A 16,553-nucleotide genomic window follows, 5' to 3' on the forward strand; every position below is an offset into this window, starting at 1 on the left:
CTGTTACAGTAATATTCTGTTCTATGAACCGAATTGAAGAGTGATTGCACAGTGCCTTGAAAAATAAATTGTTACATTATGAAAATCGAAGAATCTAGCATTGTAGAAACCAACGACTACAGAGTTATTATATACCCGGCTTCAAGACCTTTTGAAACGAAAGAGGCAAAGATCATTACTGAAAAACTATTTGATTTCCTTGCGACTTGGGCTGCCCATGGAAAACCGCTTTCTTCTTCATTTAAAATTGAAAAGAACCAGTTTATAGTGGTCTGTGTAGATGAAGAAAAAGAAATGGCTTCAGGATGCAGCATTGATGCATTAGGAAAGATCATGAGAGAAATTGATGAAGAATATCAATTGGGTCTTTTTGACAGAATGAAGGCAAGCTTTGTTGAAAACGGAGAAGTGAAAACTTTAAAACTGATCGATTTTAAAACAAAGTTGAGAAATGGTGACCTTTCAAACGATATCCAGGTTTTTGATTTCTCTAAAAATACGTATCTGGACTTTTTGAGCCACTTCCTTCTTCCATTGGAGAAGAGCTGGGCGGCTTCTATAAAATAAACGCTGTTAAGCTGATACAGCTGATCAAATATAAAGTGGGAACCTGTTTCCCACTTTTTTGTTTTATAATGTATATTTGCATAGACTCGAGTAAAACAGATGCCTAAAGTACTTTTTTTAACGACCTCCCACAACTATAATGATGATCGCATCTTCTATCATCAGGCGAAGGCTCTTAGAGATAATGGGTATGAAGTGAAAATATGCAGCTTATATGCAGAGTACAAAGGTCATATTGATGGGATTGAAATAGAGTCGTATGCGGTTCTGGAAGAAAGTATAGAAAAGAAGATAGAAACCTTGCGAAAGGTCTGTGATACTTTTCAGCCAGAATGTATCATTTGTTCCGAACCTTTGGCAGTAATAGCTGCAAAGAAGTTTGTAAAAAAACATAAAGTATGCTGTATCTATGATGTTACAGAATGGTATCCTTCCATGTCTATGCTTGATGGATACCGATATCCGGCTAAAATTTTCCAAGCTGTCAAGTTTTCCCTTATTCAGTTGTATGCAGGATTTTTAAGTACGCATTTTATTTTTGGCGAAACCACCAAAAAATTTCCCTTAGCCTATCTTTTTGGATTTAAAAGACAAATAATTCTACCTTATTATCCTGATACTGTTTACATCAGGGAAAGTGTAAAAAGACTCGATTCTGAAGCCATTACACTCTGTTACACAGGTCAAATTTCTAAGGATAAGGGAATTGATAATTTCTTTAAAGCAGCAGATAAGGTTCGTCAAAAATATCAGGAACTTCGTATGAAGATTCTTATTATAGGATCAACTGTACAGGAAAGTGATGAACTCTATTTTTCAACGCTATTGAAAAAGTATTCTTTTGAACATATTGAGATCAGAAAACCCACTACTTTTGAAAAATTTACAGAAGCATTGGCAGAAGCAGATGTCTGTTTTGACCTTCGGGAAATCAATTTTGAGAACAATCATTCACTGCCGATTAAACTTTTTTACTTTATGGGCGCAGGAAAACCAGTGATCTATTCAAATTTGAAAGGAATCAGAAAGCATATGGGAGATCTCTCATTTGGTAATCTGGTAGATCCGGAGAACGCTGAATCGATTTCAGAAATTATTATCAATTATATCAGGGATCCGGAACTGTATTATTCACATGCTCTCAATGCGCGAAAAGAATTTAACGAAAAATATAATTGGGAAGTGATAAGAAATTCCTTTGTTGATTTTGTGAAAAGTTCTATTGATAAATAATCACATCACCATGCAGTTTACTATTATTAAAACATTTGTCTCACGTTTTCTTATTCTGATCCTCAGTTTCGGTCTGGTGATCTATTCTACGAATATGTGGGGAAGTGAGGGTAAAGGAACCATTTCTATTGTTGTTGCCAATGCTGCTGCAGTAAGCTTTTTCAGCAGTATCTTTTCAGGAAGCAGCGCTTCTTATTTTGCTTCAAGGTTTAAAATAGAAAAGGTCTTATTGTATGCCTATCTATGGTCTATCCTGATTGGGCTTTTTGTGCCGTTTTTATTCAGTCTGGCTTCTATTCAGAGTGAATATCTTTTTTATCTTATCGGGATTTCAGTTTTTTCATCTCTTTTGTCTACTAATATCAGCTTGTTTATTGGCAAACAGGATATTAGACAGTTTAATGTGTATACTGTTTTACAGCAACTTGTCCATATTATTTTTATCGGAACATTGGTATACGTGTTCGGAAAGAAAGATGTTTCCGTATATTTTCTTGCACAGATCGGATGTCTGGCACTTTTATCATTTACCAGCTTCCTGCAGATCATAAAAAAATGTAAGATTTCAGAAATTTCATTCTCTAAAGATGTTGCCAAAAACATGTTTGAATATGGCTGGAAAACCCAGCTGAGTGCGTTTGTCCAATTTCTGAATTACAGGCTCTCATTTTATTTTTTAGAATATTTTGAAGGTATTGCCAGTGTAGGAATCTTTTCAATCGGGGTTACATTTTCAGAAGCTATTTGGACGATCACGCGAAGCATTGCCGTTGTTTTATACTCAGATGTGGTGAACAGCAAAAGCAGAGAAGAATCTGTAGTGAAAACCAAAGAATCCCTGAAGCTGACATTTATTTTAATGATAGGTTTTGTGCTGGGAATCATAATCATACCCTCACAGGTTTATGAGATGATTTTTGGGAAAGAATTCAGAAATACCAAAGAAATCATGCTCCTTTTATCTCCCGGAATCTTTGCCATTGCGGTAAGCGATATGGTAGGACATTACTTCTCGGGAATGAGAGAGTTGAAAATCCTGAATGTAAAATCAATAGTTGGGCTGATCGTTACCGTTGTATTCTCCTTTATTGTGATACCCAGGTGGGGAATTTTAGGAGCTTGTATTGCCACCACATCCTCCTATTTGGTTTCCGCTTTCCTGCTGTTCCGGAAGTTTTATGGCGCTACAACATTCAGTTTAAAAGATTATCTGGTTTCAAAAGAAGAAATACAGCTTTTAAAAGAAAATTTCTGAAGAAATAATTATTCTCTTCAGGTGCAGAAAATAAAGTCATTTCCCTATTTTTACAAATCTATTAAGACTTTACTATGTGCGGAATCAGCGGTTACTATTCATTTCATAAAAGTATTTCCTCAAAAAATATTCTGGAAATGAATCAGGCGATCAGACATCGCGGACCGGATGATGAAGGATTTTGGCTCTATGAGCATGGTCAGGCAACTTCTTTTTCAGGAAATGATTCTACCCTAAAAATTAAAGAACAATTTCCACTTTTACAGAACAGAAATTCAGAAATTGCCTTAGGTTTCCGCAGGTTATCCATTATTGATCTGTCTGAAAAAGGGCATCAGCCCATGCTCTCGGAAGATGAAAAGATTATTATTACTTTCAACGGAGAGATTTATAATTTTAAAAAATTAAGAAAAGAACTTGAGGCTGCAGGACATTTTTTTCAAAGTAATTCCGATACCGAAGTCATTTTAAAAGCTTATCAGGAGTGGGGAAATTCAACCTTTGCAAAGCTGGACGGCATGTTTTCCCTCTGTATTGTTGATCTTATCAGCCAAAAACTTATGCTGGCAAGAGACAGAGTAGGGATGAAGCCCCTATTTTACCATCAGAGTGAAAAGGGATTGGTTTGGGCATCGGAAATAAAAGCGTTATTAAAAAATGAATTTGTAAAGCCTGAAATCAATTGGAATGGAGTGTACACCAATTTTCTTTTTCAGACTACTCTGGCCCCACAAACGTGCTTTCAGGATATTTTGTCCCTTGAACCTGCTTCTTTTATGACCATTGATTTAAAAGATCAGAAGATGACCAAAGAGAAATTCTGGAAACTGCCTTTACCATCTTCTGAAAATATTTCTGAAGAAGAAGCCGTAAGAATAGTAGATGAATTGTTGTCTGAAAGTATATCAGAACAACTGAATGCAGATGTTCCTGTAGCAGTGATGATGAGCGGTGGAATAGATTCTACCTTAATTGCTTCAAAATCAAAACCTTTTAATGCCCATATCAAAACATACACGATCTCTTATCCGTTTTCTGAAGAAGAAGTGAAAAATGCATCTTTGGCCGCTGAGCATTTTGGAGTTTCGCATGAGGTAAAAGAGGTAAGCGATGAAGAAGCTTTGGAACAGCTTAAAGAAAATATCCAGCATTTTGAAGAGCCGTATAGCAGTTTTGAAGTGCTGATCAATGCAGCAAAATATGCACACGATAAAGATTTTAAAGTAGTATTAAGCGGAAATGGTGCTGATGAGCTTTTTACAGGCTATTCTCATACTTTGAAACTTAAAAGATGGCTGCTGATGAAGAATTTTAATTTTATAAAACCTTTTATTTTTACAAAAGATAAATTTTCGCAACGGGTAAAAAATTATTTCGGTCAGGATTATCTGTTTGACTTTTTCCGCCAGAGTCAGATCAGTATGATGCCTCTTGAAGCTAAAAACCTTATAACACCTGCTATTTACAATATCATTAATACTGATTTGTCCCGTTACCATGGTCTTGAAATAAAAGGGTATTCAGGATATTTTGAATATGATATGAAATATTCCCTGTCTTCCCATCACGTCTTTCGGGATGATCTGAGTGCGATGAAATACAGTGTAGAATTTCGGTATCCGTATTTAAGCAATAACCTGATCGATTATGTGGCAGCATTACCTGAACATATCCGCTTTAATGGAATACAGAATAAGCCATTGCTGCGTAAAGCTGCAGAAAAATATCTCCCCGACTCAGTTTTGAATATGCCCAAAAAAGGATTTTCGTTTCCCGTCAACTATTTCATCAAAAATGAAAAAAAAGTAAGGGACTTTATTGTTGAAACCCTTGAAAGCTTAAAGAAGAGAAACTTTTTCAGTGCAGCCGTGATTGACGAATGGTGGAATCATCAGGAACACGAATATGATTGGGTGAAAATCTGGCAGCTCGTCACTTTTGAACTGTGGTATCAGAAATATTTTGAAAAATAAAGAAGCAGCCTAAAGATTAATATTTTACCTTTGTAATTATGATGAAATATTTTTGGAGCATATTTGTTGCGGTTTTTGCACTGGTAAGTTGTAAAAGTGATGATGATTCTTTGCAGAGAGTGGATCAGGTACTTAATATCTATATGAAAAACAGTGCCGGTCAGGATCTTCTGAACAATAAACTTACAGGGTCTTACACCGGGTTTTCCGTGAACGATGTTTTTGGAACAAAAGATATTTCTCCGGTAAGTATTTCGTTAAGAACGTCACCGGAGTCATTATTCTATATGGAATATCTTGCGGGTGCAAAGAGAAGAAGATTAGATTCTATCAGCCCTGACAATCCGGGAACAGGAAATTCATACTATTCCCAAATGCGGATTACGTTTACAAAAAGTACTAATGTAAGTGATAATGTGATAGGATTGCTGGAAGTGCAGTATCGTAATACGCCCACAGCATTCCAGGTTTCAAAGGTATTGTATGACGGAAACGAAGTGTTTTCAAAAAATGCTGATGCACCAACTTCGATAAATACCGTTACTATCACAAAATAATTTTTAAATTTGCACAATTGTTAGCTTATTATAAGCTAAACATCTAATATTTAACATCTAAATAAAATGTTACAAGTCAATTTTTTGCGCGACAATAAAGAACGCGTTTTAGAAGGTCTTAAGAAAAGACAATTCAAAAATCTTGAGTTGGTAGACGAGGCTATCGCTGCCGACGACGAAAGAAAAAGAATCCAGTTTGAACTAGATTCCCAGCTTTCCGAAATCAATAAAATTTCGAAAGAAATTGGACTTTTGATGAAAGAAGGGAAAAAAGAAGAAGCGGAGTCTGCAAAATCTAAAACAGCACAATACAAGGAGTCGAGCTCAGAATTGAAATCTCAATTAGAAGTTAAAGAAAATGACTTACTGAATATTCTGTACCAGCTTCCAAACATTCCAAATGAATTGGTAAAAAGTGGTGTTTCTGCTGATGATAATGAAAATATTTTCCAGTCTCATCCTGTAGAAGGTCTTGGTGAAGGAGCTATTCCTCACTGGGAACTGGCAAAAAAATACAACCTGATCGATTTTGAATTAGGGGTGAAAATTGCCGGAGCAGGTTTTCCTGTTTATTTAGGAAAAGGTGCAAGATTACAGAGAGCTTTGGTTCAGTATTTCTTAGATAAAAACGTAGAAAAAGGATATACAGAAGTGAATCCTCCTCACGTTGTGAATGAAGCATCAGGTTTCGGAACCGGACAGCTGCCAGATAAAGAAGGACAGATGTATTATATCAATGAAGATAAGTTATACCTGATTCCTACGGCAGAAGTTCCAGTAACGAACCTTTACCGTGATGTATTGCTTGATGAGAAAGATCTTCCGATCAAAAATACCGCATTCTCTCAGTGCTACAGAAGAGAAGCGGGAAGCTACGGAGCTCACGTAAGAGGATTGAACCGTCTTCACCAGTTTGAAAAAGTAGAGATTGTAAGAATTGAAAAACCTGAAAATTCTTATGCTGTTTTGGAAGAAATGGTAGAACATATCAAAGAAATCCTTACAGATCTTGAACTTCCGTTCAGAGTATTAAGACTTTGCGGTGGTGATACTGGTTTTGCAGCTGCCATGACGTATGACTTCGAAGTTTGGAGTGCAGCTCAGGAAATGTGGTTGGAAGTAAGCTCTGTGTCTAACTTTGAAACGTTCCAGGCAAACAGATTAAAGTGCCGTTATAAAGCAGATGGGAAATCTCAGTTGGTTCACACCCTGAACGGGTCAGCAATGGCTTTACCAAGAATTATGGCAGCATTGCTTGAGAATAACCAGACAGCGGAAGGAATTAAACTTCCAAAGAAGGTTGCAGAGTATGCAAGATTTGATGTAATCAACTAAGCTTAGAAAGTTTAGCTTATAATAAAAACCCACCGAATTTCGGTGGGTTTTGCTTTATTTTGTAACGATAATAATCTTTTTATCAGCGTTTTTAAGTTTTGGATCTTTATCATAAATGGCTTTGAGATCATATTCTATTCTTACCGAATGATCATCAATCTGTTTCAGCCAGTCATGTTTTCCTGAAATGGATTGTATTGGGTTTTCAAACCTTATTGTGGTCCCTATCTTTTTGAAAAACATGATCATCATACCTCCGATCTTTTCAGTCTCTTCCTTTGAGCTTTTAGTTCGGATGGCTTCTTCAATACTTTTAAGGTTAAAATTTTCGGTATTGATAGTTAAAGTTTTTCCATCCCAATTATTGTAAATATTCTGATCTAAGGGTAATTTTTCAGTTTTTGTAAAGCTTTTTAATGCCTGATAATCCTCCTGAGCAAAATGTTCCATCTTAAAAGAAAAACCTGCCAGCTTATTATCTTCTTTCGTTGATTTCATGAAGATCTTTTTCATAATCTTGATGGAATCCGGATTTTCAGTTTTTAATTTTCCTTCCTGCTTGGCAAGATCATACATACTTGTCCAGTTAGTCGGAAGCCTGTCCATTTCTCCAAATTCCTTCTGTTTTAATGAATCCGGTGTCATGGCCATCATTTCTGCCATAAACTCTCTTGTATCAATATCTGTTACTGAAGTAGAAGCGGCATCTTTATGATAGACAATTTCAGAATTGACACTACAGGATTGCAGTATAAAAAGGCTTATCAGAAATAAGACAATGGTTTTCTTCATGGTTTGTTTAAATACAAATTAATGGCAGTTAACAGCCCCGTTTGGATCTTTGATGATGGTCATGGCTTCAGCCTTAGGAGAAACATAAGGAATTCCCAATTCAAGACCTCTAAGAATGAATAGTCCTCCTAAAATAATCATGATTACCGGAACAGCTTTCAAAACCTTTCCCCTAAAGGCCTGATTCATGAGATTTCCGGCTAAAACAATAGCAAACATGAACGGAAGGGTTCCAAGCCCAAATAAAGCCATATATAAAGCTCCCTGCCATATTCCTCCTCCTGCGAGGCTGGCGGTAAGGGCCATATAGACCATTCCGCACGGTAAAAAGCCATTCAGAATTCCTGTAGTAAATCTTGAACGGTAATCTGCTTTCTGAAGCAACCGGCCTAAGTTTAATTTAACAGTGTATAGAAACTTAGACAAAAAAGGGATTTTTGAAGCAAAATCTTTTCCTCCAAATGAAAATACAGCCATGATAATCAGCAGAACTCCCGCAGTAATCGTCAGATATTGCTGAAAGCCCGCCATTTCAAATCCTTGTCCTATAATTCCCAGAAGTGCACCCAATAATGAATAGGTGAAAATTCTTCCGAATTGATAGGTAAGGTTCTGAAGATAAAAATTGGCAGCCTGTTTTTTGGTTAATCCCATCGATAAAGCAATAGGTCCGCACATTCCGATACAGTGAAAACCGGAAGCAAAGCCTAAAGCGATAGCCGATACAATAAGTCCTATTTCCATATCACATCATAATCCATTCTGTAGTCTGTTTTATCTTTTGTCCAACTTAATCTTAATGTGTAGTTTCCTACTTTCAATACCTGTGCTGGTATTATGAAAGACTGGCTGGCGTCAAGCTGTACAGATTTTTTAATATCTAAATTCTGGTCGTCGGTTCTGTTTAAAACAAATTTTACCGTAGTATTTGAGTTGTTATATTCTTTTGGAAAAGTAATTTTAATTCCTTTGGTATCCTGACTGTATACTGGTTTTTCCTGTAAATCATCAGCCTTTTTCTTGGCGTCAATCACATCCTGATACTTCAATTCTTCTTCGTAATAGTTATCGGTTACCATTTCAGAATTCTTCTGCCCGTTCGGGAAAAGAAACATCATGGATAATATAAAAACTATGAATGCAAATAATGCAATTACAACACCGTGTCCCCAACTAAAGTTCTTCATTTTTTTCTAATTAAAATTGCAGTTTAAATGGCCCTTCAAAATATGTCTGATATGAATCAATCAATTTACCTTTCATATCATAAACGCCAATCGTGATATTCTGTTTAGAGAGTTTCATTTCATCTTCCGGGAAGCTGATATTGATTGTTCCTTTTGAAATTTTATCTCTGTCTACCTGAATTTTGCTTGATGCACTATAAGTAATTTCACCATGTGCCGGATCCATTACTTTGATGGTAACTATTTTTTATCGTTCGTTTTATTAAGGAAAGTATAATTATAGGTATTGGTAATTTTACCCTCTCTTACAAAGAATGTGCTTCCTGCCGGTTTGATGAATTTAGCTTCCATCTCACCACGGCTGTAAAGAAGATATCCCAAGAATCCTACAAGAAGGAAAAGGAATATTGAAAAACCTTTCATTCTTCCTGTAAACTTGAACTGAGTCTGTTGCTCAATTTCGTTTTCAGATGCATATCGAACCAATCCTTTTGGAAGGCCTACTTTTTCCATTACTTCATCACAGGCATCAATACATGCTGTACAGTTGATACATTCCAACTGCTGTCCATCTCTGATGTCAATTCCGGTAGGGCATACCACTACACACTGATGGCAGTCGATACAATCTCCTTTACCAGCTGCTTTACGGTCTTCACCTTTTCTCCATTTTGATCTGTTTTCTCCTCTTTTGAAATCATAGAAAACGTTGATGGTATCTTTATCAATCAATACTCCCTGAAGTCTTCCGTAAGGACATACCAGCGTACAAACCTGTTCTCTGAACCACGCAAATACAAAGTAAAATGCCGCCGCAAGAAGAATCATTACTATGAAATTGGTAGGGTGCGTAAATGGTCCTTCACCAACGATTTTAAATACCTGCTCATATCCTACGATATACATAAACATGAAGTGGGTAATGATCAATGAAATGATGACATAAACAGTCCATTTCAAACTTCTCTTCCAGATTTTCTCCGTATTCCATTCCTGTCTGTCCAGCTTCATCTGCTTGTTTCGGTCACCTTCAATCAGATATTCTATTTTACGGAAAATCGATTCCATAAAAATTGTCTGAGGGCAAATCCACCCGCAGAAAATTCTTCCGAACGCAATCGTAAAAACAATAATAAAGATTAAAGAGGCGATAGCACCTAAAGTAAGGATAAAAAAGTCCTGTGGATAGAAAGGCTGTCCAAAGATGAAAAATTCTCTGTCTATAACATTGAACAACAATAACGGGTTACCATTGATCTTGATGAACGGTAACGCAAAATAAATAATTAATAAGAGATAACTTACAATGTTTCTATAGTTGGTATATTTTCCTTTTGGTTTTCTTGGAAATACCCATCTTCTCTTTCCGGATTGCTCCATTGTCCCTATAGAATCTCTGTAAGTCTCAGGGTCCAGAACCTGTCCCTGTCCGCCTCGTACTTCTAATTCTTCTATGTCTGACATTTTGTAATGTGTTTAAAAAAGAAAAAACATAATTCGTTACTATTTTTAAGGTAATAACAAATTATGTTTTTTTCATATGTTTCTAATTTTTCTAAATTATTCTTTTTCCCAATGTGCTTCAGTTCCTTGAGGAGCTGCTCCTCCCTGAGCTGGAGTTATTGGTGATTGTTCCTGATTGATATGGTATACATATGCGGCAATCTTTTCAATCTCTGCACCTGAAACTTCTCCGTTTTTACCGAATGCTCTCATCGCAGGGTTAGTAGGAGAACCATTCCAGTCCATATGGAATACGTTTTTGAATAACGTTTTCTCAGGCTGGTTGATCCAGTAGTTATCAGTAAGGTTTGGTCCGATACCTCCACTACCATCTTCCTTGTGACAAGATGCACAGTTTGTTTTGAATAATTCTTTACCTTCTGCGATATTATCAGCTGAATACTTAGCTGTTTCAATCGTTACAGGAGGCTGAGTTTTTTGGTATTCTTCAATACTAGCCAATTGCTCTTTATACTCTTTTTCATATTCGCTTAACGGGTGAGCGAAGTCTGTGAAAGAATATGCTGCGATATATACAATACAAAAAGCGGTCCCAAAATAGAATAAACCTACCCACCATTTTGGTAATTGGTTATCCAACTCCATGATCCCATCGAAACCGTGGTCAATAAGGATATCTTTTTCTTCAGTTTCAGATTGCTTTTTGAAAGCGGCATCATACATTCTTCTCAAGAAAGGAACTTTCTTTTCAGCTAAGTAAGCTGCTTTCTCTTCCGGAGATAATTTTTTGAATTTGTTGTTCTCAATAAGGTCTCCAATAGCACTATGGATATAGGCAAGGATACCAGCGATCACAACTGTTCCCCAGAAGTAAGGCGAAGCTAGGAACGCGTAGCTTTGTACAAACAAATAATAAAAAACTATTAAAAGTCCTATTATTATCAAGATGTTTACGACAACAGGTGTTCTTTGTTTCATAAAAATAGTTTAATTTTTTAAATTAAAATCGTCATCCTCATCATCCCCAAGTGGTGCCTCTTCCTCCTCTTTGTAATATTTTTTAGGTCTGCTAAAAACATAGATTACTAGAGCGACGAAGAACAGCATAAAGAAAATCAGAGCCAACGTCTGGTAAAAACCAGCGTTTTCTGTATTGGATAATATATCTTTAAAGTTCTGAGGAATCATATGAACCTTTTAATGTTTTAGTTATTACTTGCTGTTTTGATTTCCGTTGTTTTGATATCAGTACCTAGTCTCTGAAGATAAGAGATAAGAGCTACAATTTCTTTTTTCTCTAATTCTCCCTGAGGTCTCTTTGCATAAGCCTGCTTAAGGTCATTTGCTTCAGAGAAGATATCTTTTACAATTTTTGCTGACTGGTTATTAGCCCATTTGTCTGCAGAATCGATTTGAGCCTTAGTATAAGGTACATCGAATACATTCTTCATCAGCTTCATTTTGTCTACCATCTTAGTTCTGTCTAAGTCTGTAGCAATTAACCAAGGGTAACGAGGCATGATAGAACCTGCAGAAGTAGATCTTGGGTTATACATGTGTTTGTAATGCCAAGAACTTGGGTTTTTACCACCTTCTCTATGTAAATCCGGACCTGTTCTCTTAGATCCCCATAGGAATGGTCTGTCGTATACGAATTCTCCAGCTTTGGAGTATTGTCCGTTTTTACCATTGAATCTTGTGATCTCATCTCTGAACGGTCTGATCATTTGAGAGTGACAAGCGTTACATCCTTCACGGATATAAATATCTCTACCTTCAAGTTCAAGTGGTGAATAAGGCTTCACTGCAGAAATCGTAGGTACACTTTTCTTAAGAGATAGTGTAGGGATGATTTCAATTGAACTACCGATAGATATTGTAAAGAAAGATAGAATACCTAATAATACCGGAGTTCTTTCCAGCCAAAGGTGAGTACCTTCTCCTTCTTTTCTGTTTTTACTGATGTTTGCTAATGCAGGAGCTTCAGCAGGAACTTCTTTTTGGAATGATCCTTTTCTTACCGTAGCAATTACGTTAACAATCATTAGGATAGATCCTGAGATATAGAATAAACCTCCTACAAATCTCATTTTGAAGTAAGGAATAATTGCCGTTACAGTATCCAACCAGTTTTTCCATAATAATGTTCCGTCTGGGTTGAATTGCTTCCACATTAAACCTTGTGTAAATCCTGAAATATACATTGGAACTGCATAGAAGATAATTCCTAAAGTACCTAACCAGAAATGCCAGTTAGCTAATTTTACAGACCAAAGTTTTGTTCTCCACATGATGGGTACCAAATAATAGATAACCCCGAATGCCATGAAACCATTCCATCCAAGAGCTCCTAAGTGTACGTGACCGATAACCCAGTCTGTAAAGTGACCAATTTTATTGATGTTTTTAGTTGCTAAAAGCGGTCCTTCAAACGTTGCCATACCATAACAAGTAACAGCTACTACGAAGAACTTAAGGATAGGATTTTCTCTTACTTTATCCCAAGCTCCTCTTAAGGTAAGAAGACCATTTAACATTCCTCCCCAAGATGGTGCAATAAGCATGATAGAGAACCCTGTTCCTACCGCCTGAGCCCAAGCTGGAAGAGCTGTATACTGAAGGTGGTGAGGACCAGCCCAGATATATACGAAAATTAATGACCAGAAGTGAATAATAGACAGTTTATAAGAGAATACCGGTCTGTCTGCAGCCTTCGGAAGGAAGTAATACATTAAACCAAGTACCGGAGTTGTCAATACGAATGCAACCGCATTGTGTCCGTACCACCACTGTACTATCGCATCTTTTACCCCTGCATACGCTGAATAAGATTTCCAGCCTGTGAAAGATAAAGGTACTTCTAGGTTGTTGAAGATGTGAAGCATTGCTACTGCAATCCAGGTACCAATGTAGAACCATATTGCTACATAAAGGTGTCTTACTCTTCTCTTCGAAATAGTAAGGAACATATTGATACCAAAAATGATCCATGAGAATGCTATCAATATGTCGATCGGCCACTCGTGTTCTGCATATTCCTTAGAGGTATTGATCCCCATAAAGAATGTAACGAACGTAGCAACGATCATAAACTGCCAAGTCCAGAAATGTAACCATGACAATGTATCACTGTACATTCTTGTTTTTAATAATCTCTGTAATGAGTAATAAATACCCGTGTAAACGATGTTACAAACAAATGCAAAGATTACTGTGTTGGTGTGCAACATTCTGATTCTACCAAAACCAAATGCACCATGAGTGTTTATTAACCCCTCAATATTACCCGATGCCAAACTTTTGATGGTCGTGTCATCTGTCCCGAAAAAGAATTCAGGTAATTCCGGGTAGAAAAGCATTAATGCCGCCGTAAGCCCGAACGTAAATCCAATGAGACCGAAAACTAAGGTCGCATAAAGGAACGCACGGACAATACTATTGTCATAACTAAACTTTTGTGTTTCCATATCAACTATTCACTATTTTTCTCAATTTTTATTATTTTCTCCTATTTCTTTCTCGTCTTTATCTTTGTCGCCACTTTCATCATTTTCTTTGACTCTTTCATCATCAAAAAGGATTCTGACAGCTGGAGATTCATCATCTTCAAACTGTCCTTTTCGGGCATACACTATAAATACGACCAAGAAAATCGCAGCTAAAGAAACACTGCAGAGGATCATTAAATATAGAATATCCATTGGACAACAAAATTAACCTATTTTCGGGGTTCAAATTTAGTGAAAAATAATGACATTCATCACGAAATGCCGATTTCAGCTAATTTAAAATCAGTCTAAATAAGGGCCTTTAAGCCTGCTTTTTGAAATATTTCCGACCTAAAATCCACGTTGAAACTGTAGTAAAGGTAACCACTGTGATCGAACTGATTGGCATAATGATTGCTGCGAAGAGCGGATGCATATGCCCTGTAACTGCGTAACTTAAACCAACAATATTGTACAAAAAGCTGATTATAAATGTCATTTTCACAATGGTGATAGAGCCTTTACAAACATTCAGATAATTGTCCAGGGTGACTACTTTATCCCCATTCATGATGACATCAGAGGATGGTGTAAAACTGTTGGTGTCATCGGCAATTGCAATACCTACATTACTCTGTTTTAAAGCTCCTGCATCATTAAGGCCATCTCCAAGCATTGCCACTTTCATGTGCTGATCCTGAAGGGTTTTAATGTAATTTAGTTTGTCTTCCGGGCTCTGGTTAAAGGCCATTCCTTTGTAATTTGGAATAAGCTCTTTAAGCTGGTTTTCTTCTGAGGAATTGTCTCCGCTCAGGATAAATATTTTGTAGTGGGTTAGTTTTGTGAAAAGCTCTCTCAGTTTCGGGCGGTATTCATTTTTAAAGATGAATTTACCTAGATACTCACCATTTTTACTGATATAAACTGCTGTTTCAAGATTTTTAGGCTCCTGGTTGTTATACCTTGCGGATCCGATTTTATAAAGATTTCCTCTGACGCTGGCTTCATATCCTTTTCCTGAAATTTCAATGAAATTCTCTACTGGGAAATAATCATCACTTACCTCAATGAACTCATATAACGACTTTGAAAGCGGGTGATTGGAGTTCTTTAATAATGTTTTAATATTCAAGGAATCAAACTCGTTGATCTCAGATCCGTCGTATTTGATATTTGATTTTTTTCTGTGGGTAATGGTTCCGGTTTTATCAAAAACAATCGTATCAAGTTTCGCGATTTTTTCAATCGTTAAAGTATCTTTTACATAAAATTTATTCCGGCCTAAAATCCTCATAATGTGTCCGAAAGTGAACGGCGCAGATAAGGCAAGCGCACAAGGACATGCAATAATCAGGATGGCGGAAATAACCTGGAACATCGTATTCAAATCAATAAAATACCAATAAGTTCCTGCAACTAAAGCGATACCTAAAATAATGAATGTGAAATATTTACTAACGTTATTAGTCAGCGTGTCAAGACCTGTTTCGTGTTTTTTAAATGCTTCTTTATTCCAAAGCTGAGTTAAATAACTTTGATCTACGTTTTTAATCACTTCAAGCTCTAAAGAAGATCCAACCTGTTTTCCTCCGGCAAAAATTTTATCTCCGGGTTGTTTGCTTATGCTTTCGCTTTCTCCGGTGATAAAACTGTTATCAATATTTCCTTCTCCGTTGATCAAAATTCCATCAACGGGTATGATTTCCTGATTTCTAACTAGAATTCTATCACCAACTTTTATTTCAGACAATAAAATATTATCCTGTTTTCCTTCGAAATCCACTTTCGTTACGGCAATCGGATAGAAAGATTTGTAATCTCTGTCATAGGAAAGAGCACTGTATGTCCTTTTTTGGAAAATTTTCCCGAGAAGCATGAAGAATAAAAGTCCACAAAGGGTATCGAAATATCCTGGACCATAATCTGTTACCACTTCATAAATACTTCTTCCGTATAGAACAAAGATTCCTAAAACAATCGGAACGTCAATGTTGACGATCTTATTTTTTAAACCGTACCATGCAGATTTATAATAATCAGAAGCTGAGTAAAATACAACAGGCGTCGCCAGAAGGAAAATCAAGGTTCTGAATAAACCTTTATAATGTTCCATCCAATAATCTTCACCTCCAATATACTCTGGAAAAGCAAGGAACATTCCATTACCAAAAGCAAAGGCAGCAATGGCAAATTTTACTAATAAAGATTTGTCGAGATGATCTTCATTTTTATCCGCCGTTTCAAGACTGATAACCGGTTTATATCCTAGGTTGGTTAAAAATTTAGCGAGTTCGCTTAATTTCAGATCGTTATGATTGAATGAAATCTGTAAGGTCTTCCTGGTAAAGTTTACCTGAGAATATTTGATGTCCTTATGTAAAGTATGAAGGCTTTCCAATAACCAGATACACGAAGAACAGTGAATTACAGGGATTTTGAATGTAACAAGACTGGTGCTTCCTTCAGAGAAATCAGTGACTTTTTCAAAAATTTCCGGAGTGTCCAGATAATCAAATTGGGTAGAATTTTCATCGTTCGGACGAATTCCGGCCCCTTTATTAAGCTCATAAAAGTTGCTTAAATTATTCGTGTTTAGAATTTCATAAACAGACTTACATCCGTTACAACAGAAAATCCTTTCATCAAATAAAATTCTCTCTTTTTCTATACCTTGACCACAATGAAAACAGTTCTCGCTCACC

Annotated in this window: 14 protein-coding genes and 1 pseudogene; 6 read left to right on the forward strand and 9 right to left on the reverse strand. The window is 36.5% G+C overall.

From position 1 onward, the window contains the following. The first annotated feature begins 78 nt into the window (after positions 1 to 78). The 6 genes from LF886_RS02765 (at position 79) to serS (ending at position 6,920) form a co-directional block, all read left to right on the forward strand. Entirely contained in the window at positions 79 to 567 is a 489-nt protein-coding gene (locus LF886_RS02765; RefSeq protein WP_236852626.1) for a hypothetical protein, read from the forward strand. 99 nt (positions 568 to 666) lie between these two features. Beyond that, entirely contained in the window at positions 667 to 1,800 is a 1,134-nt protein-coding gene (locus LF886_RS02770) for a glycosyltransferase (RefSeq protein WP_236852627.1), read from the forward strand. Between the two features lie 10 nt (positions 1,801 to 1,810). After that, complete coding sequence (locus LF886_RS02775) at positions 1,811 to 3,055, forward strand: polysaccharide biosynthesis C-terminal domain-containing protein (RefSeq protein ID WP_236852629.1); 1,245 nt, start codon at positions 1,811 to 1,813, stop codon at positions 3,053 to 3,055. Between the two features lie 137 nt (positions 3,056 to 3,192). Then, positions 3,193 to 5,028, forward strand: coding sequence for an asparagine synthase (glutamine-hydrolyzing) (asnB, locus tag LF886_RS02780; RefSeq protein WP_236852631.1), 1,836 nt, complete (start codon positions 3,193 to 3,195; stop codon positions 5,026 to 5,028). 38 nt (positions 5,029 to 5,066) lie between these two features. Next, the gene (locus tag LF886_RS02785; protein ID WP_236852633.1) at positions 5,067 to 5,585 is read left to right on the forward strand and encodes a hypothetical protein; all 519 of its coding nucleotides are present in this window, start codon (positions 5,067 to 5,069) and stop codon (positions 5,583 to 5,585) included. 66 nt (positions 5,586 to 5,651) lie between these two features. Then, a complete protein-coding gene (gene serS, locus LF886_RS02790; RefSeq protein ID WP_236852635.1) occupies positions 5,652 to 6,920 on the forward strand; it encodes a serine--tRNA ligase in 1,269 nt (422 codons plus the stop codon). Between the two features lie 54 nt (positions 6,921 to 6,974). Here serS and LF886_RS02795 read toward each other — a convergent pair whose 3' ends face one another. The 9 genes and pseudogenes from LF886_RS02795 to LF886_RS02835 form a co-directional block, all read right to left on the reverse strand. Next, the gene (locus LF886_RS02795) at positions 6,975 to 7,712 is read right to left on the reverse strand and encodes a hypothetical protein (RefSeq protein ID WP_236852636.1); all 738 of its coding nucleotides are present in this window, start codon (positions 7,710 to 7,712) and stop codon (positions 6,975 to 6,977) included. Between the two features lie 18 nt (positions 7,713 to 7,730). Further along, a complete protein-coding gene (locus LF886_RS02800; RefSeq protein WP_236852637.1) occupies positions 7,731 to 8,456 on the reverse strand; it encodes a sulfite exporter TauE/SafE family protein in 726 nt (241 codons plus the stop codon). Then, positions 8,447 to 8,899 carry a FixH family protein gene (locus tag LF886_RS02805; protein ID WP_236852638.1) on the reverse strand — a complete coding sequence of 151 codons (453 nt, stop codon included), beginning with the start codon at positions 8,897 to 8,899 and terminating at the stop codon, positions 8,447 to 8,449. Before LF886_RS02805 ends, LF886_RS02800 begins: the two co-directional genes overlap by 10 nt. Before the next feature lie 10 nt (positions 8,900 to 8,909). After that, positions 8,910 to 10,363 (reverse strand): annotated as a pseudogene (gene ccoG, locus LF886_RS02810) (cytochrome c oxidase accessory protein CcoG). Positions 10,364 to 10,459: 96 nt separating this feature from the next. Next, a complete protein-coding gene (locus LF886_RS02815; protein WP_236852639.1) occupies positions 10,460 to 11,341 on the reverse strand; it encodes a cbb3-type cytochrome c oxidase N-terminal domain-containing protein in 882 nt (293 codons plus the stop codon). A gap of 9 nt (positions 11,342 to 11,350) precedes the next feature. Beyond that, entirely contained in the window at positions 11,351 to 11,551 is a 201-nt protein-coding gene (locus tag LF886_RS02820; protein ID WP_076595423.1) for a cbb3-type cytochrome oxidase subunit 3, read from the reverse strand. A 17-nt stretch (positions 11,552 to 11,568) separates the two neighbouring features. After that, complete coding sequence (gene ccoN, locus LF886_RS02825) at positions 11,569 to 13,830, reverse strand: cytochrome-c oxidase, cbb3-type subunit I (protein WP_103232096.1); 2,262 nt, start codon at positions 13,828 to 13,830, stop codon at positions 11,569 to 11,571. Positions 13,831 to 13,851: 21 nt separating this feature from the next. Then, positions 13,852 to 14,064 carry a cbb3-type cytochrome oxidase assembly protein CcoS gene (gene ccoS, locus LF886_RS02830; RefSeq protein WP_103232095.1) on the reverse strand — a complete coding sequence of 71 codons (213 nt, stop codon included), beginning with the start codon at positions 14,062 to 14,064 and terminating at the stop codon, positions 13,852 to 13,854. Between the two features lie 109 nt (positions 14,065 to 14,173). Next, complete coding sequence (locus tag LF886_RS02835; RefSeq protein WP_236852640.1) at positions 14,174 to 16,552, reverse strand: heavy metal translocating P-type ATPase; 2,379 nt, start codon at positions 16,550 to 16,552, stop codon at positions 14,174 to 14,176. Between the last annotated feature and the right edge of the window lies 1 nt (position 16,553).

This window comes from Chryseobacterium sp. MEBOG07, from assembly GCF_021869745.1.
Taxonomy (GTDB): domain Bacteria; phylum Bacteroidota; class Bacteroidia; order Flavobacteriales; family Weeksellaceae; genus Chryseobacterium; species Chryseobacterium viscerum.

What these genes read in the sequence shown, in the direction of transcription:
- LF886_RS02765 (WP_236852626.1), top strand. Translation starts at nt 79, where the DNA reads ATGAAAATCGAAGAATCTAGCATTGTAGAAACCAACGACTACAGAGTT.
- LF886_RS02770 (WP_236852627.1), top strand. Translation starts at nt 667, where the DNA reads ATGCCTAAAGTACTTTTTTTAACGACCTCCCACAACTATAATGATGAT.
- LF886_RS02775 (WP_236852629.1), top strand. Translation starts at nt 1,811, where the DNA reads ATGCAGTTTACTATTATTAAAACATTTGTCTCACGTTTTCTTATTCTG.
- asnB (WP_236852631.1), top strand. Translation starts at nt 3,193, where the DNA reads ATGAATCAGGCGATCAGACATCGCGGACCGGATGATGAAGGATTTTGG.
- LF886_RS02785 (WP_236852633.1), top strand. Translation starts at nt 5,067, where the DNA reads ATGATGAAATATTTTTGGAGCATATTTGTTGCGGTTTTTGCACTGGTA.
- serS (WP_236852635.1), top strand. Translation starts at nt 5,652, where the DNA reads ATGTTACAAGTCAATTTTTTGCGCGACAATAAAGAACGCGTTTTAGAA.
- LF886_RS02795 (WP_236852636.1), bottom strand. Translation starts at nt 7,712, where the DNA reads ATGAAGAAAACCATTGTCTTATTTCTGATAAGCCTTTTTATACTGCAA.
- LF886_RS02800 (WP_236852637.1), bottom strand. Translation starts at nt 8,456, where the DNA reads ATGGAAATAGGACTTATTGTATCGGCTATCGCTTTAGGCTTTGCTTCC.
- LF886_RS02805 (WP_236852638.1), bottom strand. Translation starts at nt 8,899, where the DNA reads ATGAAGAACTTTAGTTGGGGACACGGTGTTGTAATTGCATTATTTGCA.
- LF886_RS02815 (WP_236852639.1), bottom strand. Translation starts at nt 11,341, where the DNA reads ATGAAACAAAGAACACCTGTTGTCGTAAACATCTTGATAATAATAGGA.
- LF886_RS02820 (WP_076595423.1), bottom strand. Translation starts at nt 11,551, where the DNA reads ATGATTCCTCAGAACTTTAAAGATATATTATCCAATACAGAAAACGCT.
- ccoN (WP_103232096.1), bottom strand. Translation starts at nt 13,830, where the DNA reads ATGGAAACACAAAAGTTTAGTTATGACAATAGTATTGTCCGTGCGTTC.
- ccoS (WP_103232095.1), bottom strand. Translation starts at nt 14,064, where the DNA reads ATGGATATTCTATATTTAATGATCCTCTGCAGTGTTTCTTTAGCTGCG.